Here is a 20,238-nt window from a genome sequence, read left to right on the forward strand (position 1 = left end):
GAGGAGATTCTGCTTGCCGCGCTGCGCCCAACAGCTCGCCGCCCTCTGCCTGACCCTATGGTTCGGGGCGGCGTCCTTGGCCGCGGCCGCCGGCCTCGAGGTGACCATCGCCGGTGTCGAAGGGGACCTGCGGGACAATGTCGTGGCGTTTGTCGACGATCGGGTAGAACTGGATTCGCCCCTGGCGGCCCGCCTCCACCGCATCCGGGTGGAGGAGCAGGTCCGTGAGGCACTCGAAGCGCTGGGGCACTATCAGGCAGACATCGCCGTGGATCTGGAGGAACGGGACGGCCAATGGCATCTGGACCTGGAGATCGATCCGGGGCCGCGGGTCACCCTGCGCAGGGTGGATGTGATGATTCGGGGGGAGGGCGCTGAGGACGGTGCCTTCGAGCGACTGCGGGAGCGGCTGCCCATCGCCAGTGGCGATGGCCTGGATCATGGGCGCTACGAAGCCAGTAAGCGGGCGCTGCGAAGTCTGGCGCGGGAGCGGGGTTACTTCGACCATGAGTTCACCACCGCCCGACTGGCCGTGCACGGCGAGGAAGGTTGGGCGGATGTGGAACTGGTGTTCGACTCCGGGTCACGCTACGTCTTTGGCCCGGTGACGTTTTCCGATTCGCCGTTCCGGGAGGCATTCCTGGAGCGTCTGGTGCCGTTTGAACCCGGCACGCCCTATGACGCGGGGGAGGTGGCCACCTTCAATACCCGGTTGCTGGAGAGCGGCTATTTTGAGGATGCGCGGGTGGACGTGGCGACTGATGAGCCGGACAACCGGCAGATACCGGTGAACGCCGAGGTCGAAACCCGCCAGCGCAATACCGTTTCCACGGGGGTGGGGTATTCCACGGATGAAGGCCCGCGCCTGCGCCTGGGATTTACCCGCCATTACGTCAATAACCGGGGTCATCGGTTGACGGCGGAGTCGCGTTTTTCCGAGGTCCGTCAGGCCCTGGATGCCCGTTATGAAATCCCGCTTCGTGATCCACTGCGGGACAACCTCACGGTGAGTACCGGCTGGGAAAACGAGGAGATTGATGGCCTTCGCAGTGAGCGCTACAGCCTGGGTGTCAGTCGCCGGCAGCAGTTCAACTCGGGCTGGGTGCGGACCCAGTCGGTCAGGCTTCTGGATGAGCGCTTTTCCGTGGGCGCCGAGTCCGGCCGCAGCCAGCTGTTCCTGCCCGGCCTGTCGTTCTCCCGAACGCGATCCCGGGGAGAACCGGACCCCCACTGGGGCGATCGCCAGGATTATTCCCTGGAGGCCGGCGCCCGCGAAATCCTCTCGGACGTGGACATTGCGCGACTGCGGGTGGGACAGACCTGGTTGCGCACCGCGGGCGAGAGTCACCGCTTTCAGTTGCGGGGGGACCTGGGTGGCATCGCCACCAACGAGTTCAGTGACGTGCCGACTTCATTGAGATTTTTTGCCGGTGGCGATCAGAGCGTGCGTGGCTTTGCTTTCCGCAGCCTCGGGCCCACCGACGATGACGGCGATGTGGTGGGTGGTCGCTATCTGGCCACCGGCAGCGCCGAGTACAGCTACCCGATGGTGGCCGGCTGGCGGGTGGCCACCTTTGTGGATGCCGGCAACGCCTTCGACCAGTGGGACAATGTGGACCCGGAGGTCGGGGTCGGGTTCGGGGTGCGCTGGCGCTCGCCGGTGGGGCCGCTGCGAATTGATCTGGCCTGGGGTGTCAGCCGCGATGACAATCCGCTGCGCTTGCACCTCTCCGTGGGGCCACCGTTCTGATGCGGACGCTGGTTTATATTACCGTGTCGGTGTTGCTGGCCATGCTGGTGGCCCTCGTCTGGCTGGTCAGCACCACCAGCGGCGCCCGCTGGCTGGTGGAACAGGGCAGCGAGCAAGTGCCTGCGTTCTCGGCCCGGGTGGAAAGCGGCACCCTGCTGGAGGGCCTGGTTCTCACCGAGCCACGCTGGCAGGCGGAGGATCTCCGGGTGGGCGCTCAATCGCTGTCATTCCGGTGGACGCCTCTCTGCCTGCGCGAGTGGACCGTCTGCATGGACGAACTCCGGGTCACGGATCTGAGCGTCGAGCGGCCCCCGGCAGTGGCCGTGGATCCGCTGGAAGCCGTCGTGGCACCGGACGAGGCCTATGAGCCCGCGCCGCTGGTGCTCCCGGACATCGCCATCCCCGTGGAGCTCATCCTCAGCGATGCCGTCATTGTGGGCGTACGGCTGCGGTCCGGCGACACCGACCAGACGCTGGACCGTGTGGCGCTGGCCGCGCATTGGTCCGAGTCGCAGCTGGTGCTTGAATATTTCGACGTCGTGGGCCCGGATGGCGAACTGGACCTGCAGGGCCAGGTGAGGACCACCGGCGACTGGCCACTGGAGCTGCAGGCCCGGCTGCGGCCGGAGCCAGGCCTGACAGCAGACCTGCCTCTGGACATTCACGCCACCCTCGGTGGCGTGCCGGAGGCGCTGGATCTTGCCGGCACGGTGGACGGGCTGGATACCGGACCGGTGGAGTTCGATGCCACCCTGAAGGCGTTCCAGCGCCCGCTCCGGGTGTCGGGTCAGGCGCGGGCAGCGGGTGGTCATCTGTCCGTGGAAGCGGAGCTCATGGATGAGCTGGCCATGGATGCCACGGTGGATATTGCGGATCTGGCCAGCTTCTGGCCGGGCCTCGGTGGTGAGCTTCGGGGCGACCTGGAGGTCCGCGGCACCCTGGCCGCGTTTTCAGCGGCGGCGGATCTCGATGCCGAGGCACTCCGGTGGAATGAGTTCGCCGTTGACGAAGCCCGCCTTGCCGGGGAATGGCGGCAGGCCGATGGCGGCTCGTTGGCGCTCTCGGCCCGCGGGGTCTCCCGTGACGGGGATGCACTGGGCGGCGGTGAGTTGTCGCTACAGGGTACGCCCGAGGCGCACGAGTTGGCGCTGGACGTGAGCGAAGGACCGGTGGAAGCGTCGATGACCCTGGAAGGCGGGGTGGAGTCCGTGGGTGATCCCTGGCGGGGTGTGGTCCGCCAGGCGCAGATCACCGCACCCGATGGTATCTGGCGACTGCAGGATAGTCCCGCGCTGGAGCTCAACCCAATGACGCCCTCGCTCATGCTGGCCGCCCACTGCTGGGGTCGGGATGAGCTGCGGATCTGCGCCGAGCCCCTGCGAGCCACGCCGGAATCCGGACGGCTGGCCTTTTCCCTGCCGGCCGTGGATCTGGCCCTACTGGATCCCTGGCTACCCCCGGGGATCGAACTGCCGGGGCAGGTGGCGGGGGACGGTCTGCTGCGCTGGCAGGCGGACCGGCCGCCGGAGGCCCGTCTGACGCTGGTCAGCGAGAACAGTCAGCTGGTGGTGACTCCCGACGCTGAGCAGCCGCCGTTCGAGCTTCCCTACGATCGAATGGTCCTCGACGCCGACCTGCGGCCGGAGCGGGCCAATGTCCGGCTGGGTATTGCCGCGCCGGATCTGGGTACCGGTGGCCTGGTGGCGGCATTCGATCCGGCGGCGATGGCGACCGAGCCCACGGCGACGCCGCTGGCCGGCCAGGTCTGGTTCGACGGCATTCCCCTCGCCCCCCTGGCCGGAGCCCTGCCCCAGGTCCGCAGCGTGGACGGACGACTGTCCGTCGAAGGGGCGCTGTCCGGGACCGTGCCGGCACCGCGGTTTCAGGGCCAGGTGGCCATCCGCGACGGCGAGGTCTGGCCAGCCGCCCTGGCCTCCGCCTTTGAGGCAATCTCGCTGGTGGCCGACGTGGACGGCGACCGGGCGGAGCTCGCCGGCGCCGTGTCGGCGGGGGAGGGCCGTGCCGAACTCGACGGCCAGCTGGACTGGTCCGCCGGGACACTGATGGGTGATCTTCGCCTTGCCGGTGAATCCCTGGAAATCGATCAGGGGGCGCTGGCGGATTTGCGGGTTTCGCCGGATCTGCAGCTGTCCCTCGAACCCGAGCGGATTCAGTTCAGCGGCGATCTCCGGGTGCCGTGGGCGCGTATCGCGTTGATGTCGGCGCCTTCTAGCGCTGTCCGGGTATCACCCGATGCCGTGCGCGTTGATCGGCCCGAGCCCGAAGCCCCGGACGTCATGGAGGCGGCCGGTCGGGTGCTGGAGAGTGATCTACTCATCCGCCTGGGCGACGATGTCCGTTTCGAGGGCTACGGAGCCAGTGGTCGAGTCGACGGTGAGCTGAGGCTCCGTCAAGCCGGTGGTGCCGAGGTCCAGGGCGACGGAGTCCTGGAGCTGCGGGATGCGCGCTACCGGGCTTACGGGCAGGAACTCGGCATCCGCCGGGGGCGGCTGGTATTCACCGGCCCGCTGGAGGACCCGCGGATCGATATTGAAGCGGTTCGCGAGGTGGGTGATGTGGTGGCCGGTGTCCGGCTGGAAGGGTCCGTCCGCAGCCCCAGCGTGACGCTATTCTCGCAGCCGGTGCTGGAGCAGGGCACCATTCTGGCCTACCTGCTCACGGGCCAGCCTCCGGGTCGCGGTACGCCGGGTGAAGAGGCGTTGCTGGGCCAGGCGGCACTGTCCTTCGGCCTGTTTGGCGGTGCCCGCATTGGCGAGGCGCTGGCGGAAGAACTGGGGGTGGAAGACTTCCAGCTGGAGGCCGTCGGTCGGGGCGAGGAAACCCAGGTGGCCCTGAGTGGTTATCTGGCCCCCAACCTCCTGATTCGATACGGCGTCGGGGTGTTCGAGCCGGTGAACACCCTCAGCCTGCGGTACTACTTCAACCGTCAGCTTTACCTGGAAGCGGTCAGCGGCGCCGAAAACGCCGTGGATATCTTTTATTCCTTCGACTACGACTGATCAGGGCCGCCGTTGCCGGGGCGTGAGCCGCCGCTGGAGCCGGAGCGGGGGCGCCGGCCGCCATTGCCGCTGCTCCGGCGGCCATTGCCACCGCTGCGCCCACCACCGGCTCCACCGCGGCGGGAGTCCATCCGGACCGCCGGTTTGATATCGGTGGCGATCAGCTCCGGCGGTGCCATCTCCGACGGAATTTTCTGATCGATGTAGGCCTCGATGTCCGGCAGGGAGTAGACGTAGCTTTCGCAGGCAAAACTGATGGCGTCGCCCGCGGCGCCGGCCCGGGCCGTCCGGCCGATACGATGGACGTAATCCTCGGGGTCCTGGGGCAGGTCATAGTTGATGACATGGCTGACCTCGGGGATGTGCAGTCCGCGGGCCGCGACATCCGTCGCCACCATGATGGGCAGGTCGCCGTTCTGGAACTGGGAGAGCAGCTGTTCCCGCTTGTTCTGGGGGATATCCCCGGAGATCACCGCCGCTTTGATGTCATTGCCCTTGAGGTAGCCGGTGACTCGGTCCGCGTCCCGCTTGGTGTTGACAAAAATCAGGGTCCGGGTGGGCTCCTGCTGGCGCAGCACTCCCAGGAGCAGACCGATCTTGTCGTTGTTCTCAACGTGATAGAGCTGCTGCCGGACCCGGTCGGCGGTAATCGTCTCGGACTCGATCTGCACCGACTGCGGCTCGTTCATGTGCTCGTAGGCCAGCTCCCGGACCCGCTCGGACAGGGTGGCGGAGAACAGCATGTTGAGCCGCTCTTCCGGCGCGGGCATGCGGCGCAGCAGGTAGCGGATGTCGGCAATGAAGCCCATGTCGAACATTCGGTCGGCTTCATCCAGGATGCAGACTTCGATGTTTTCCAGGCTGAAGACGCCCTGCTTGTAGAAGTCGATGATCCGACCGGGGGTGCCGATCAGGATGTCCGTGCCCCGCTCCAGGGCCTTGCGCTGGCTCTCGTAGCCGGTGCCGCCATAAATGCAGGCGAAATCCAGGCCGGTGAACCAGCCCAGGCGCTCGGCGTCCTTGTGGATCTGGAGGGCCAGTTCCCGGGTGGGCGCCAGGATGATGGCCCAGGGGCCGGTCTTGCCTTCTTCCACCGGCACGGTCATCAGCCGGTGCATGCAGGCCAGCAGGAAGGCCGCCGACTTGCCGGTGCCCGTCTGGGCCTGGCCTGCCACGTCCCGGCCCTGGAGGGCGATGGGCAGGGCAGCCGCCTGAATGGGCGTGCAGTGGGTGAATCCGATCTCCTCGAGGCCGGTCATGAGAGACGGATGGAGATCGTGGGCCGCGAAAGTCGAGTCAGAGAGATGATTTTGTTCCATGGGCGCGGAGCATAACGCATTGGCGGGGGTTTTGCCCTCGTCGGCTCGGGTCAAAGTCCGTAAACTGAGGGAATGTGTACGTCATCCGTCCCATTTGTATAGGAGTCAGCCATGAGCGATGTTCAGGACACCATTCGCGAGCAGGTACAGAGCAACCCGGTGCTGCTGTACATGAAGGGGTCGCCGCAGTTCCCGCAGTGCGGTTTTTCCATGCGCGCCGCCCAGGCTCTGGCGGGCTGTGGCGTGGAGTTCTCTTACGTCAATGTCCTCGAGGACGAGGGCATCCGGCAGGGCATCAAGGATTACGGCAACTGGCCAACCATTCCCCAGCTCTACATCAACGGCGAACTGATGGGCGGGTGCGACATCATTCTCGAAATGTATGAGAGCGGTGATCTGCAGAAAGCCGTGCAGGCCGCCGGCAGCGAGTCCGCTGGCGAAAGCTGAGGCGTCCGCTCAGGCGCCGCCGGGCCGTCCCAGGGTCTCGTCCCACCGATTGACGATGGCGCAGAACAGCTCGGCGGTCTTTTCCGCGTCGTAAATGGCCGAGTGCGCCTCGCGGGCATCCCAGTCCAGCCCCGCCGCGGCCACCCCGCGGGCCAGCACCGTCTGGCCGAAGGCCAGACCTGACAGCGTGGCGGTATCAAAGCACGAAAACGGATGGAACGGGTTGCGCTTGATGCCGCAGCGCGCCACCGCCGCGTTCAGAAAACCCAGATCAAACCAGGCGTTGTGACCCACCAGAACCGCCCGGCTGCAGCCGGTGGCGCGGATGTTTTCGCGGATCGGTTTGAAAATCTGCGGCAGGGCCTCGGACTCGGGGATGGCCATGCGGAGCGGGTGGTCCGGGTCGATGCCATTGAACTCCAGCGACTTGGGGTCGAGGTTGGCACCTTCAAAGGGCTGGACGTGGTGCGTATGGGTCTCGCCCAGATAGAGCCGTCCCTGGTCGTCCATGTGAACCATGACTGCGGCTATCTGCAGGACGGCATCGGTGGCGGCCTTGACGCCGCCGGTCTCGATGTCCACCACCACGGGCAAAAAGCCACGAAAGCGCTGACTGATAAGGGGAGGTTGCATGGTGGCTCCGTCAGGGGGCTGGGTTGGCGGATTTCAGGCGCCAGGCCACCGTCCCGCCGGCGCGCATGGGAATGATGGTTTCCGTGGCGTAGGGCAGCTGGTCGGGAACGGATCGTGGCGCCCGCTCCAGGGTGATGGTGTCGGGGTTGCGGGGCAGTCCGTAGAAGTCGGCACCGTGCAGGGCCGCGAACTCCTCCAGGCGGGCCAGGGCGCCGGCCTCATCGAAAACCTCCGCATACAGCTCGATGGCCAGCGGTGCGCTGAAGACACCGGCACAGCCACAGGCGCTTTCCTTGGCCCCCCGGGCATGCGGGGCGCTATCGGTGCCGAGAAAAAACCGGGGATGCCCGGAGACGGCCGCCTCCACCAGTGCCTCGCGGTCCCGCTCCCGTTTGAGAATCGGAAGACAGTAATGATGGGGGCGGATGCCACCGGCCAGCAGCGCATTGCGGTTGAGGAGCAGGTGCTGGGGCGTAATCGTGGCGCCAAGCCGCTCCGGCCCCTGGCGGACGAAATCGACGGCGTCCGCGGTGGTGAGGTGCTCCAGCACCACCCGAAGCCGCGGGTGGCGTTCCAGTAATGGCGCCAGGCGCTCGTGCAGAAAGAGCTTTTCGCGGTCGAAGATATCCGTTTCCGGCCGGGTGACCTCGCCGTGGATGCACAATCCGAGACCCTGTTCGGCCATGGCATCCAGTGCGTCGGCGCACCGGGCGATGTCGGTGACCCCGGAGTCCGAATTGGTGGTGGCCCCCGCCGGGTAGAGTTTGACGGCATGCACCCACCCACAGGCAGCGGCGCGCTCGATTTCGGCGGGCGTGGTGTTATCAGTGAGATAGAGGGTCATCAGGGGCTGGAACCCACTGTCCGCCGGGGTCGCGGCGAGGATGCGGTCACGATAGGCGCGGGCCTGCTCGGTGGTGACCACCGGCGGAATGAGATTGGGCATGACAATGGCGCGCCCGAAACGCTCGGCGCTCCAGGGCACCACGTGCTCGAGCACCGGCCCATCCCGCAGATGCAGGTGCCAGTCGTCCGGGCGGGTCAGGGTGAGCGTGTCCATGGCGGTCAGTGTACCAGTCGGTCTGCATCGGCACCGGCCCGGCTTGATTCTGCGGGGCAGCGCGACGATCATGCGCGCCTGACCCCGATTGCCGGCAAACCGACGCGAGAGTGCATTTCATGAGCGAGATCAAAAAGGTGGTGCTTGCCTATTCCGGCGGACTGGACACCTCCGTCATTCTTCAATGGCTACGGGACCACTACCAGTGTGACGTGGTGACTTTCACCGCCGACCTGGGCCAGGGCGAGGAGTTGGAGCCCGCCCGGAGCAAGGCCCGGGATCTGGGAGTGGAGGAAATCTACATCGACGATCTGCGCGAGGAATTCGTCCGTGATTTCGTCTTTCCCATGTTTCGCGCCAATGCCATCTATGAGGGTGAGTATCTGCTGGGGACTTCCATTGCCCGGCCGCTGATCGCCAAGCGCCAGATCGAGATTGCCCGGGCCACCGGCGCCGATGCCGTCTGCCACGGCGCCACGGGCAAGGGCAACGACCAGGTGCGCTTTGAGCTGGGTTACTACGGGCTGGAGCCCGGCATACAGGTGATCGCCCCGTGGCGGGAGTGGGATCTCAATTCCCGGGAACGGCTGCTGGCCTACGCCGAGGAGCGGGGTATTCCCATCGAAGGCAAACAGGAGGGCGGCGGATCGCCCTATTCCATGGATGCCAACCTGCTGCACATCTCCTACGAAGGCGGTGTGCTGGAAGACACCTGGACGCCGGCGGAGGAGTCCATGTGGCGCTGGAGCGTCTCGCCGGAGGCGGCGCCGGATCAACCCACCGAGATCGATCTGACCTTCCGCGGCGGCGACGCCGTGGCGATCAATGGCGAACCCATGGCTCCCCATGAGTTGTTGTTGGCGCTCAACCGCCTGGGTGGTGACAACGGCATCGGCCGAATCGACATCGTCGAGAACCGTTACGTGGGCATGAAGTCCCGCGGCTGTTACGAAACCCCCGGCGGCACCATTCTGCTCCGGGCCCATCGGGCCATCGAGTCCATTACCCTGGACCGGGAGTCCGCCCATCTCAAGGACGAGGTCATGCCCCGCTACGCCGAGCTGATCTACAACGGCTACTGGTGGAGCCCGGAGCGGGAGGCCCTGCAGGCCCTGATCGACAACACCCAGACCCGGGTGAACGGCACGGTTCGCCTGAAACTCTACAAGGGCAACGTCATTGTGGTGGGGCGCCAGTCCGAGACCGACAGCCTGTTCGATACCAGCATCGCCACTTTCGAGGATGATGCCGGGGCCTATGATCAGAAGGACGCCGAGGGCTTCATCAAGCTCAATGCCCTGCGTCTGCGGGTCGCCGCCCGACGCGGTGACTAGCGGTCAGGTCGCCTCGGCGTAGTCGGCTCTGGCCTTGAACTCGCAGAGGTCGTAAATCGGACAGGCGCCACAGCGGGGGCGGCGGGCCACACAGACATAACGCCCGTGGAGGATCAGCCAGTGGTGGGCGTCCTTGAGGAATTCCCGGGGAACGAGCCGCACCAGCCGATCCTCCACCTCGCGGACATTGCGCCCGCGGGCGATGCCGGTTCGGTTCGCAACCCGGAAGATGTGGGTATCCACCGCCATGGTCGGCTCGCCAAAGGCGGTGTTCAGCACCACGTTGGCGGTCTTCCGACCCACCCCCGGCAGCGCTTCCAGGGCCTTTCGACTCCGCGGGACCTGGCCATCGTGGTGGTCCACCAGGGCCTGGCAGGTGGCGATGACGTTGCGAGCCTTGCTGTTGAACAGCCCGATGGTGCGAATGTGCTCCCGCAGACCCGCCTCGCCAAGCTCGAGAATGGCCTCGGGCGTATTGGCCACGGCAAACAGTGATTCGGTGGCCTTGTTGACGCTGCGGTCGGTGGCCTGGGCGGACAGAATCACCGCCACCAGCAGTTCGAACGGCGAGTTGAAGGTCAGCTCGGTGGTGGGGTGGGGGTTGGCCGCCCGCAGACACTCGAAGATGGCCTGCCGCTTGTCTCGATTCACGGGTTGGGGTCCGATTGTCTGGAGCGCCGCCGCCGGCGGGCCCGTTCCATGGCAGCCAGGGCCCGGGCGCGACGCTGTTCACGATCTGGCAGGACCGACGGGCTGGCCTGCCGGCGACTGCGGCGCTCGGCCCGCCGGGCATTGTCTTCGGCCCGCCGCCGGGCCAGGCGCTGATTGCGCTGCCGGTAGCGATCTCTCGCCAGCGCCCGGCGCCGTGCCCGAGCCTCCGGCGGTTCCTGTTCACGCTCGGTGGGCAGCATGTGAATGCAGTCCACCGGGCAGGGGTCGAGGCAAAGATCGCAGCCGGTGCATTCGTCGGCGATCACGGTGTGCATGCGCTGACGGGCGCCGACAATGGCGTCCACCGGGCAGGCCTGAATGCATTTGGTGCAGCCGATGCAGATGGACTCATCGATCCAGGCCACCCGCGGCGGCTGATAAACACCATGATCCGGGTTCAGGGACTTGCTCGCCCGACCCAGCAACTCCGCCAGGGCATCGATGCCCGACTGACCACCCGGCGGGCACTGGTTGATATCCGCCTCCCCCCGGGCGATGGCTTCGGCGTAGGGCCGGCAGCCGGGGTAGTTGCACTGCCCGCACTGGGTCTGCGGGAGGCGGGCATCGATGTCATCCACCAGGCTCATGTGGCTCTCAGGCTGTCTTTTGACTCGTCGATGACCGCGGCAATGGCGTCCGGGTCCACCCGGGTAAGCAGTGGCTTGAAAGGCGCGATGTCGTGATCCAGCAGCGGCTGACTGGCGTCACTCCACTGCATGGACTCGACATTGAGGAAGGTTTCCGCCGCCCGGGCCGTCTCCGGCAGCACCGGCTTGAGGTAGAGCATCAGCAGGCGGAACAGGTTGATGCCGGTGGTGCAGACCGCCTGCACGGAGGCAGCCTGTTCCGGGTCTTTAATGGCGACCCAGGGTTTCTGCTCGTCAATGTACTGATTGGCCTCATCGGCCAGGGCCATCACCTCGCGCACCACCCGGGCAAAGGAGCGATCCTCGTAGAGGCCACTGATGTTTTCGGCTTCGGCGCTGAACCGCCGGAACAGCTCGGGGCTATCCAGGTGGGGGCTCAACCGCCCCTCGAACCGCTTGTGAATGAACCCGGCGCAACGGCTGGCGATATTCACCAGCTTGCCCACCAGATCGGCATTCACCCGCTGACTGAAGTCCTCCAGGCTCAGGTCGATGTCATGCACACCGCTGCCCAGTTTGGCCGCAAAGTAATACCGCAGGTACTCGGGGTTCAGATGGCGCAGATAGGTTTCGGCCATGATGAAGGTGCCCCGGGACTTGGACATCTTCTGGCCGTCCACGGTGAGAAACCCGTGGGCGCAGACCCGGGTGGGGGTGCGGAAGCCGGCGCCATGGAGCATGGCCGGCCAGAACAGCGCATGAAAATAGACGATGTCCTTGCCGATGAAATGATAGAGCTCAGCGTCCGAATCGGCGGCCCAGAAGTCGTCAAAGTCGATGCCGCGGCGATTGCAGAGATCCTGGAAGCTGGCCATGTAGCCGATGGGCGCGTCCAGCCAGACATAAAAATACTTGCCCGGTGCGTCCGGGATTTCAAAGCCGAAATATGGCTCGTCACGGGAGATGTCCCAGGCGCGCAGGCCGGCGTCGAACCACTCCTGGAGCTTGTTGGCCACCTCGTCCTGCAGGCCTTCGCTTCGGGCCCAGTGACGCAGCATGTCTTCGAAATCCTGGAGCCGGAAGAAATAGTGCTCGGACTCCTTCTGCACCGGGGTCTCGCCGGAGAGCACCGACACCGGATTTTTCAGCTCATCCGGCGAGTAACTGGCGCCGCAGGCTTCGCAGTTGTCGCCATATTGATCATCCGCCCCGCACCGCGGGCAGGTGCCCTTGATGTAGCGATCGGGCAGGAACATCGCCTCCCGCGGATCGTAGGCCTGAGTAATGGTCTGACGATCGATATAGCCGCCATCCCGCAACCGGCTGTAAATCAGCTCGGAGTAGTGGCGGTTCTCCGGCGAATGAGTGCTGTAGTAGTTGTCAAAATCGATGTGAAAGCCGGCGAAATCCCGCCGGTGCTCGGTGCCAATCTGATCAATCAGCGCTTCCGGGGTCAGGCCCCGCTCCCGGGCCTTGAGCATGATCGGCGTGCCATGGGCGTCATCGGCGCAGACATACCAGCACTCATTGCCCTGCAGCTTCTGGAAGCGGACCCAGATGTCGGTCTGGATGTATTCCACCAGATGACCCAGATGAATCGGGCCATTGGCATAGGGCAGGGCACTGGTGACCAGTATCTTGCGGCTCATGAACGCTCCGCGCGGTGACAATCAGGAACCCGATATTATGCCAGAGCCGGCGGGCCAGGCATCACTCTCCCGCAGGGCCGCCGCGATGGCCCGGGCGCTGGCCGCCTGGTCCCGATGACTGACATCCACGGTGAGATCGGCGTAGTGGCGATACAGGGCCTGTCGCTCCCGGTACAGGTCTTCCAGCGACTGGCCGGCGGCCCGGGCGATGCCGCGGGTATCGAAGTCGGTCACCCGCGCCGCGATCACCGCCAGCGTCACATCCAAATGCACGATCACGCCATGGTGGCTCAGTTGAGCCATGGCCGCCTCGCTGTACACCGCGCTGCCACCGGTGGCGATGACGTGGCCCCGGCAGTCCAGCCTTGTCAGCACCTCCGCCTCGATTCGTCGCAGCGCCTGATGACCGCCGGTATCGACGATGTCCTGCAGGCGCCGCCCCTCCCGTCGTTGAATCAGCAGGTCGGTGTCCACGAAATCCAGCCCGAGTTCCCGGGCCAGCAGCACTCCCACCGTGCTCTTGCCCGCGCCTGGCATGCCGATTAGCACCACGTTGTCCGGTGTCGTGTCCATGGGGGCAATCTGCCCCCAGAGGCGGGCGGCGGCAACCCCACCCGCAGCGTGTTTAATGCACCCGGGGCGCAGGGTAGACTTCCGGCAGTTTGTGGGGCGATAAGTGATTTGAGGAGACCACATGCCGGAGCTGTCCCGTGCAACCGTCGAAGATGCCTTGAGCCGCTGGACGGAACCCAGTCTGGGGACCGATCTGGTGAGTGCCGGTGCCGTGCAGGCGGTGGAGATCACCGAGGCGGGTGTCCGGATTCATCTGAAGCTGGGGTTTCCGGTGGATCGCTACCGCGCCGAGCTGCAGGCGAACGTCCGTGATGCCGTGACGGCAGCCACGGGTGCCGAGTCGGTGACGGTGGAGGTGGACTGGGCGGTCTCTGCCCGGCAGGTGCAGGCGGCGCTCAAGCCCCTGGAGTCGGTCCGCAACATCGTTGCGGTGGCGTCTGCCAAGGGGGGTGTCGGCAAATCCACCAGCGCGGCCAATCTGGCGCTGGCGCTTTCCGATGAGGGCGCGCGGGTGGGGCTGCTGGATGCGGACATCTATGGCCCCAGCCAGCCGCGGATGATGGGCGTGGCGGGGCGTCGGCCGGAAAGCCCCGATGGCAAGACCCTGACGCCCCTGGACAATTATGGCGTCCAGGTGATGTCCATCGGATTTCTGATTGAAGAGGATTCTCCCATGGTCTGGCGGGGTCCGATGGTTACCCAGGCGTTGACCCAGCTGCTCAACGAATCCCGCTGGGAGGCGCTGGATTACCTGGTGATTGACCTGCCTCCCGGGACCGGTGACATCCAGCTGACGCTGTCCCAGAAAGTGCCGGTGGCCGGGGCCGTGGTGATCACCACGCCCCAGGACATTGCCACCCTGGATGCACGCAAGGGCGTCAAGATGTTCGAGAAGGTCAACGTTCCGGTGCTGGGCATTCTCGAGAACATGAGCATTCACTGCTGTAGCCAGTGCGGGCACGAAGAACATATTTTCGGCGCCGGTGGTGGTCAGCGTCTGGCCGAGCAGGAGGGCGTGGAACTGCTGGGCTCCCTGCCCCTGGATATTTCCATTCGGGAGCAGGCCGACCGGGGCCAGCCCACCGTGGTGGCGGACCCTCATTCCGCGGCTGCCGAGCGCTACCGGCAGGCTGCCCGCCGCACGGCGGCGCTGCTCTCGCTGCAGGATCCCGCGGGTGCCAGCCGCTTCCCCAACATCGTCGTCGACGACAACTAGGAGCGGTGCCGTGAGCATCAAATCGGATCGCTGGATCAGAGAGAGAGCCAAAGAGGGCATGATCGAGCCCTTCGAGCCCGGGCAGGTCAGGGAGAATGCCGGCGGACGGATGATCTCCTATGGCACGTCCAGCTACGGCTATGACGTGCGCTGCGCGGATCACTTCAAGATTTTCACCAACATCAACTCGGCGGTGGTGGATCCGAAAGCCTTCGACGAGTCCAGCTTTGTGGATGTGCGCGCCGACGTCTGCATCATCCCGCCCAACAGCTTCGCTCTGGCCAGCACCGTGGAATACTTCCGGATTCCCCGCAATGTGCTCACCATCTGCCTGGGGAAATCCACGTACGCCCGCTGCGGCATCATCGTCAACGTCACGCCCCTGGAGCCGGAGTGGGAAGGACACGTGACCCTGGAGTTCTCCAACACCACCACCCTGCCGGCGAAAATCTATGCCAATGAGGGGGTGGCGCAGATGCTTTTCCTGGAGTCCGACGAAGTCTGCGAATCGTCCTACAAGGATCGGGCCGGCAAATACATGGGTCAACGGGGCGTCACACTGCCACGCCCCTGAGGCCCGTCGATCAGCCCTCGCCGCCGAGGCCCTCGACCTCGGCGAGGCGCATCCGCACGTTCAGGCTGTCGTCTTCATGCTGCTCGATCTGAACGGCCAGATAGTGCAGTGAGGGGGCACACCAGAGCAGGGTGTAGCGGTCCCGGTCGGGGTCCTGACGGCGGATCCGCAGTGCTTCGAACTCACCGGCCGGGGTGCTGACCCGCTCGTAACCTTCGATGTGCAGGGTATAGGCCCTGAGTTCTCCGCCATCGGCCACCTGGTAGACCAGACGATCCTCGGACCCTTCACGATGGCCGAGGTCATGCATTAACTGCAGTGGGCTGATCACCCGGTCGATGGTGTCCGGCGTGATGTCCATGCGCCAGGGGTAATCCTCGATGTCATTGACCACCTGCAGGCGCGCCCAGTTGAACCGCAGTTCGGCCTCGCGTTCGTCGTCGTCGCCGCGTCGCTGGTAACGGTAGACATCCGGACGGAACCCCTGCTCGGTAATCCGGCCACGGCTGGACTCTTCCACTTCGGCGCGAACCACCAGCCGAGCCGGGCCAGTGGCCCGAGTGTGGAGGCGATAGTCATAGCGCTCGGGGAAGGGCCGGCGAAACTGCAGGTGGGCCTCGCCGAGAGTGATGCCCACCCGTTGCAACTGGTAGCGCGCTTCGAATTCCGGCGGTGGCGGGCTGGCCTGGGCGGCACCGATCACCGCCAGCAGGGCCAGTGCCATCATCGCCAGTCGCCCGCCTTTCATTCAGGGGGTCCCGGCGGTTATGCAGGGCGGACGCGACAATGGCTCGCCATCCAGGCAGACCCGTCCCGCCCGCATGGCGACCCGCCCGTCCGCGATCCAGCGCACCACCAGGGGATAGAGCCGATGTTCCAGCGTCCGCACCCGCGTCTCCAGCGATTCCGGCGTGTCCGTCTCGTGCACCGGCAGACTTGCCTGGGCAATCACCGGGCCCGCATCGAGGGCCGGGATTACGTAATGGACACTGCAGCCATGCTCCCGGTCACCGGCCTGTAGCGCCCGGGCGTGGGTGTGCAGCCCGCGATAGGCCGGCAGCAGCGAGGGATGAATATTCACCAGCCGTCCCTGGAACGCCTCAACAAAGCCATCGGAGAGGATGCGCATGAATCCCGCCAGCACCACCAGATCCGGGCTGACCGTATTCAGCCGCGCGGCGAGCGCCGCGTCGTAGGTCTCCCGGTCCGGATAGTCACCATGGGGCAGGACTTCGGTTTCTACCCCGGCGCGGCGGGCACGCTCCAGGCCACCGGCCTCGGCCCGGTTGCTGATCACCCGGACGATCCGGCCTGCAATTTCGCCGCCGGCGATGGCATCCAGCAGCGCCTGGAGGTTGCTGCCGGATCCGGAGATCAACACCGCGATCCGCAGATCGGCTCGGGTCATGATCCCTCCGTGTAGCTCACCGCCGGCCCGCCGCTCGCCGCCACATCGCCGAGCAGCCAGGCCTGCTCGCCGGTCGCCCTGAGGACGTCCAGCGCGTCATTCACCGCCGCCGCGGGCACCACGGCGACCATGCCGACGCCGCAGTTGAAGGTGCGGAGCATCTCTTCGGTGGCCACGTCGCCGGTCTGCTGCAGCCACTGGAAAAGGACCGGCCAGTCCCAGCTGCGGGTGTCGATACGAGCTGCCAGCGGCGCAGGAATGATTCGGGGCAGGTTCTCGGTGAGGCCGCCGCCGGTGATGTGGCAAAGCCCGTTGAGCGGCACCTCGTCCCTGAGCCGCTGCAGGGACCGGACATAGATCCGGGTGGGCTCGAGCAGGAGATCCGTCAGGCTCTGACCGTCCAACTCGCGGTTCATGCCCCGCGGATCCCGTTCGATAATCCGCCGGATCAGTGAATAGCCATTGGCGTGGGCGCCGCTGCTGGCCACTGCGATCACCGCGTCGCCAGGCCGTATCCGGCTGCCGTCAATGATTTCGTCCCGCTCCACCACGCCAACACAGAAACCGGCCAGATCATAGTCACCGTCGCCGTAAATGCCCGGCATTTCGGCGGTCTCGCCACCGATCAGTCCGGCCCCGGCCTGGCGACAGCCATCGGCAATCCCCTTGATGACCTGTTCCGCCACCTCGAGATCGAGTCGGCCGGTGGCGTAATAGTCGAGGAAAAACAGCGGCTCGGCGCCGGTGACAATGACGTCGTTAACACACATGGCCACCAGGTCGACACCGATGCCCTCGTGCCGGCCGGTGTCCAGGGCGAGGCGCAACTTGGTGCCGACGCCATCCGTGCCCGAGACCAGCACGGGCCGTCGGTATCGGTCCACGGGCAGCTCGAACAGGCCGCCAAAACCGCCCAGGCCACCCAGCATCCCGGCCCGCCGGGTCGAGGCCACGGCACCGCCAATGCGCTCCACCAGGGCGGCCCCGGCCTCGATGTCGACGCCGGCGTCCCGATAGGTGAGTCCTTCCTCTGCGTCGCGCTTGGTCAAGCCTGTTCCTCCGCTGGCGGTTCTTCGTTGAGTATCAGTGTCCATGATAACTTAACCGTCACCGCCATCGCTCCGGGAGTCCCGGTTCAGTCTCATGACAACCCGCCATCCTGCTTTGCTTGTCCTGCTCGTCGGTCTGCTGGGGGCGCTGCTCACCTCACCGGGGCTGGCCAGGGATCTGCCCTCGCCGGGCCGGGTCGAGGTGCCTGTGGCGGATCAGACCGATCGTGCCCGCCAGGCGGCGACCGCGGCAGGCATCGACGGGGTGTTGAAACGGCTGACCGGCGATCCCGCCGTTACCGAGACAGCGGCGGCCGCCGAGATGCGCGACCAGGCCGATGATTACCTGCAGGGATTCTCCTACCGGCGGGGCGAGGACGGCGATTCCTTTCTGGTGGCCCGTTATGACGTTCGCCGGCTGCGCGAAGCGCTGGTGGCGGCGGACATCCCCATCTGGCCGCAGCGTCCACCGACGGTGCTGGCGTGGGTGTCCATGGATGACGGGGACGGCCCCCGCATCCTGCAGTCGGGCGATCCCGGGGAGCTGGGGGATCAGCTGGCACACGCGGCCGCGGACCTGGGGGTTCGCATGCTTTTTCCGATCATGGATCTGCAGGATCTCGCCGCCATTTCCCATGCGGACATTGCCGCCGGCTTCGTGGATCCGGTAATCGATGCCTCCGGGCGCTACGGGTCGGATCGCCTGCTGGCGGGCCAGGTGGTGGCGCGAGGCGGTGCTGCCCGGGTCGGCTGGATGCTGGTGGATCCGGAGCAGGCCACCACGCGGCGCTGGCGCGTGACCGGCGAGGCGGCGGGGCAGCTAGTGGACGAAACGCTGGAACCCCTGCTGGAACAGCTTCGGGAGCGGTTCACCTATCTTCCGGACCTAGGCGCCCGCGGCCGCCTGACGGTCCGGGTGGTCGGCATCCGGGATCTGGCGATCCATGACCGGGTGACCGAGCGGCTGGAGTCCCTGGCGGGGGTCGCTCAAGTGATCACGCTTGGCGTGCGCGGGGATGCGGCGGATTTCGAGCTGTCGATCAGCGTCGAACCCGATCAGGTCCGGGACTCTCTCAATCGCGATGCCCGGTTGGTGGCCACCACGGACGGTTATCGCTGGGAATGACGGGGCCGGGAGTGGATTTTTCGCAACTGGCACTGGACTTTCGGTGGGATCAGTCCAGTGATCTGGCCTGCTTTGTCGCTCAGGGCAACGAGGAAGCCGTTGCGGCGGTGGAGGCCCTGGAGACGCCCCATGCCCAGTGGCTTTTTTTCTCAGGGCCGGCTGACTGCGGCAAAACCCATCTGCTGCACGCGGCCTGCGCGCAGCGGGGTCAGGGCGGACAGGCGGCGGTTTATGTCTCCCTGGCCGAGCATGGCGGCGGTTCGCCGGCCCTGCTGGAGGGGCTGGAGCACATGGCCCTGGTGGCCATTGATGATCTGCATGAGGTGGCCGGGCGGCCGGATTGGGAAGAAGCGATTTTTCACACCTACAACCGGCTTCGGGACGCCGGTGGACAATTGATGGTGGCGGCAGATCGCACGCCGGCGGGCCTCGAGATGGGTCTGCCGGATCTGGTGTCCCGGCTGCAGGCCATGCTCTCGTTGCGCCTGACCCCGCCGGATGACGAGCGGCGGCGTCGCATTCTCGAGCAGGCGGCCCGTCGGCGAGGACTGCACCTGCCCCCGGAAAGCGTTAACTATCTGCTGAGCCGGGAGGCTCGGGACCTGTCGCACCTCATGGCGCTGATGGATCGCCTGGATGCCGCGTCCCTCCGATCAGCCCGCCGACTGACGGTTCCGTTCATTCGCGGGGTGCTTGCCGGCTAGTTGTCCGCCGGGGTGTCGGTACTCGACTCAGAGGCGTCCCTGGCGGCCTTGGCCGCCTGGTGGGCCCGTTTGCCGTAGCGCAGCACCAGCAGACTGCAGCCGAAATAGGTCAGCGCCAGCAGCACCTCGATGCTGCCCAGCCAGCGGCCGAGCCCCAGGCCCGTGGCCGCAATCAGCCCATGCACGAAATAGGCAAGGCTCAGCATGCCGGTCCACTGCATGGTGTAGCGGCGGCGGGCCAGCAGGCCCGGCAGGCCCAGCATCAGGGGCAATAGAAAGATCACCAGCAGCAGGATGCGAACCGCCGGCGGGGGAGGGTCGAGCACTAACACCCACGCCGCCAGCAGCGCCATCAGGCTGATGTAGGACGCCACCGCCACCTTGTAGAGGGGGCTGGGGGCCACGGTGGTCGCGGTTTCCCGGATCTCGCCGGCGTCACTCACGGGTGGACTCCTGTCCGCGTTTCAGCTGGATGGCGGCGCGGGCGACCCGGGCGCCGAGGCAGCGGCAGAGCTCGGCCTCGGTATCGTCCACCGGCCGGTCGGAGTCGCCGCCCGCCAGGTGGCTCGGACCGTAGGGCGTTCCGCCGGAGGTGGTGGCGGTGAGCCCCGGTTCGGAATAGGGCAGTCCCACCAGGTACATGCCGTGATGCAGCAGCGGCAGCATCATGGAAATCAGCGTGGTTTCCTGACCCCCGTGAAGGCTCCCCGTGGAGGTGAATACCCCCGCGGGTCGGCCATCAAGAGCGCCGCTGAGCCAGAGCCCGGTGGTCTGGTCGATGTAATGCTTGAGGGGCGCGGCCATGTTGCCAAACCGGGTCGGGCTCCCCATGACCAAGCCCTGACACTCCGCCAGGTCGTCGAGGACTGCGTACGGAGCCCCGGCCTCCGGCACGGCGGGTGCGGTGGCTTCGCTGACTTCTGAGACCGGCGGTACCGTTCGCACCCGGGCCTCGGCGCCAGGGATGGATTCAACGCCATGGGCGACCTGGCGGGCCATGTCATGGGTGGCCCCGTGACGGCTATAATAGAGAACCAGAATTTCACATTGCATGGGCTGGATCATCCGGGCTGAAAGA

The 20,238-nt window shown here is 66.1% G+C and carries 19 protein-coding genes and 1 pseudogene; 8 read left to right on the forward strand and 12 right to left on the reverse strand.

Annotation, left to right across the window (positions count from 1 at the left end; all coding sequences use genetic code 11):
• Positions 1-13 precede the first annotated feature (13 nt).
• Positions 14-1,750 (forward strand): autotransporter assembly complex family protein, encoded by a 1,737-nt coding sequence (locus GJ672_RS02400; RefSeq protein WP_154295707.1) that lies wholly within the window; start codon positions 14-16, stop codon positions 1,748-1,750.
• A complete protein-coding gene (locus GJ672_RS02405) occupies positions 1,750-4,770 on the forward strand; it encodes a translocation/assembly module TamB domain-containing protein (RefSeq protein ID WP_154295708.1) in 3,021 nt (1,006 codons plus the stop codon). Before GJ672_RS02400 ends, GJ672_RS02405 begins: the two co-directional genes overlap by 1 nt.
• Here GJ672_RS02405 and GJ672_RS02410 read toward each other — a convergent pair.
• Complete coding sequence (locus tag GJ672_RS02410) at positions 4,761-6,089, reverse strand: DEAD/DEAH box helicase (protein ID WP_154295709.1); 1,329 nt, start codon at positions 6,087-6,089, stop codon at positions 4,761-4,763. The two genes, GJ672_RS02405 and GJ672_RS02410, sit on opposite strands and share 10 nt — an antisense overlap.
• A 111-nt stretch (positions 6,090-6,200) precedes the next feature.
• Here GJ672_RS02410 and grxD point away from each other — a divergent pair, with 111 nt between their 5' ends.
• Entirely contained in the window at positions 6,201-6,536 is a 336-nt protein-coding gene (gene grxD / locus GJ672_RS02415) for a Grx4 family monothiol glutaredoxin (protein ID WP_154295710.1), read from the forward strand.
• A gap of 9 nt (positions 6,537-6,545) precedes the next feature.
• Here grxD and rnt read toward each other — a convergent pair whose 3' ends face one another.
• On the reverse strand, positions 6,546-7,169 hold the full coding sequence (rnt, locus tag GJ672_RS02420) for a ribonuclease T (protein ID WP_154295711.1): 624 nt from the start codon (positions 7,167-7,169) through the stop codon (positions 6,546-6,548).
• Between the two features lie 10 nt (positions 7,170-7,179).
• Positions 7,180-8,229 carry a dihydroorotase gene (pyrC, locus tag GJ672_RS02425; RefSeq protein ID WP_154295712.1) on the reverse strand — a complete coding sequence of 350 codons (1,050 nt, stop codon included), beginning with the start codon at positions 8,227-8,229 and terminating at the stop codon, positions 7,180-7,182.
• Positions 8,230-8,348: 119 nt separating this feature from the next.
• On the opposite strand from pyrC, the gene GJ672_RS02430 reads away from it, so the two are divergent.
• Positions 8,349-9,563 (forward strand): argininosuccinate synthase, encoded by a 1,215-nt coding sequence (locus tag GJ672_RS02430; RefSeq protein WP_154295713.1) that lies wholly within the window; start codon positions 8,349-8,351, stop codon positions 9,561-9,563.
• Between the two features lie 3 nt (positions 9,564-9,566).
• Here GJ672_RS02430 and nth read toward each other — a convergent pair whose 3' ends face one another.
• From nth to GJ672_RS02450, 4 genes and pseudogenes are all read right to left on the reverse strand, one after another.
• Positions 9,567-10,214: an endonuclease III gene (gene nth / locus GJ672_RS02435; RefSeq protein WP_154295714.1), complete on the reverse strand. Its 648-nt coding sequence runs from the start codon at positions 10,212-10,214 to the stop codon at positions 9,567-9,569.
• 239 nt (positions 10,215-10,453) lie between these two features.
• Positions 10,454-10,855, reverse strand: a pseudogene (gene rsxB / locus GJ672_RS09645) (electron transport complex subunit RsxB); the annotation flags it as partial.
• Between the two features lie 2 nt (positions 10,856-10,857).
• Positions 10,858-12,510 (reverse strand): methionine--tRNA ligase, encoded by a 1,653-nt coding sequence (metG, locus tag GJ672_RS02445; protein ID WP_154295716.1) that lies wholly within the window; start codon positions 12,508-12,510, stop codon positions 10,858-10,860.
• 21 nt (positions 12,511-12,531) lie between these two features.
• A complete protein-coding gene (locus tag GJ672_RS02450; RefSeq protein WP_154295717.1) occupies positions 12,532-13,083 on the reverse strand; it encodes a shikimate kinase in 552 nt (183 codons plus the stop codon).
• Positions 13,084-13,204: 121 nt separating this feature from the next.
• On the opposite strand from GJ672_RS02450, the gene apbC reads away from it, so the two are divergent.
• Entirely contained in the window at positions 13,205-14,299 is a 1,095-nt protein-coding gene (apbC, locus tag GJ672_RS02455) for an iron-sulfur cluster carrier protein ApbC (protein ID WP_154295718.1), read from the forward strand.
• 10 nt (positions 14,300-14,309) lie between these two features.
• The gene (gene dcd, locus GJ672_RS02460) at positions 14,310-14,873 is read left to right on the forward strand and encodes a dCTP deaminase (RefSeq protein ID WP_154295719.1); all 564 of its coding nucleotides are present in this window, start codon (positions 14,310-14,312) and stop codon (positions 14,871-14,873) included.
• A gap of 10 nt (positions 14,874-14,883) precedes the next feature.
• Here the strand turns inward: dcd and GJ672_RS02465 are convergent, their stop codons facing one another.
• From GJ672_RS02465 to purM, 3 genes are read right to left on the reverse strand one after another with little or no spacing between them, the layout of a single operon-like run.
• Positions 14,884-15,621 carry a DUF3108 domain-containing protein gene (locus GJ672_RS02465; RefSeq protein ID WP_154295720.1) on the reverse strand — a complete coding sequence of 246 codons (738 nt, stop codon included), beginning with the start codon at positions 15,619-15,621 and terminating at the stop codon, positions 14,884-14,886.
• On the reverse strand, positions 15,622-16,281 hold the full coding sequence (gene purN / locus GJ672_RS02470; RefSeq protein ID WP_154295721.1) for a phosphoribosylglycinamide formyltransferase: 660 nt from the start codon (positions 16,279-16,281) through the stop codon (positions 15,622-15,624).
• Complete coding sequence (purM, locus tag GJ672_RS02475; protein ID WP_229381928.1) at positions 16,278-17,330, reverse strand: phosphoribosylformylglycinamidine cyclo-ligase; 1,053 nt, start codon at positions 17,328-17,330, stop codon at positions 16,278-16,280. Before purM ends, purN begins: the two co-directional genes overlap by 4 nt.
• Before the next feature lie 94 nt (positions 17,331-17,424).
• Between purM and GJ672_RS02480 the strand changes: the two genes are divergently transcribed.
• Both GJ672_RS02480 and hda read left to right on the forward strand, forming a co-directional pair.
• Positions 17,425-18,456, forward strand: coding sequence for a DUF2066 domain-containing protein (locus GJ672_RS02480; protein ID WP_154295723.1), 1,032 nt, complete (start codon positions 17,425-17,427; stop codon positions 18,454-18,456).
• 11 nt (positions 18,457-18,467) lie between these two features.
• Positions 18,468-19,160: a DnaA regulatory inactivator Hda gene (gene hda / locus GJ672_RS02485; RefSeq protein ID WP_195759531.1), complete on the forward strand. Its 693-nt coding sequence runs from the start codon at positions 18,468-18,470 to the stop codon at positions 19,158-19,160.
• On the opposite strand, the gene GJ672_RS02490 is transcribed toward hda, so the two are convergent.
• Together GJ672_RS02490 and wrbA are read right to left on the reverse strand one after the other, a co-directional pair.
• A complete protein-coding gene (locus GJ672_RS02490) occupies positions 19,157-19,603 on the reverse strand; it encodes a DUF2069 domain-containing protein (RefSeq protein ID WP_229381929.1) in 447 nt (148 codons plus the stop codon). The genes hda and GJ672_RS02490 overlap by 4 nt on opposite strands.
• A complete protein-coding gene (gene wrbA, locus GJ672_RS02495) occupies positions 19,596-20,213 on the reverse strand; it encodes an NAD(P)H:quinone oxidoreductase (RefSeq protein WP_154295725.1) in 618 nt (205 codons plus the stop codon). The genes GJ672_RS02490 and wrbA overlap by 8 nt, the downstream gene beginning before the upstream one ends.
• Between the last annotated feature and the right edge of the window lie 25 nt (positions 20,214-20,238).

Source organism: Spiribacter sp. 2438, from assembly GCF_009676705.1.
GTDB lineage: Bacteria > Pseudomonadota > Gammaproteobacteria > Nitrococcales > Nitrococcaceae > Spiribacter.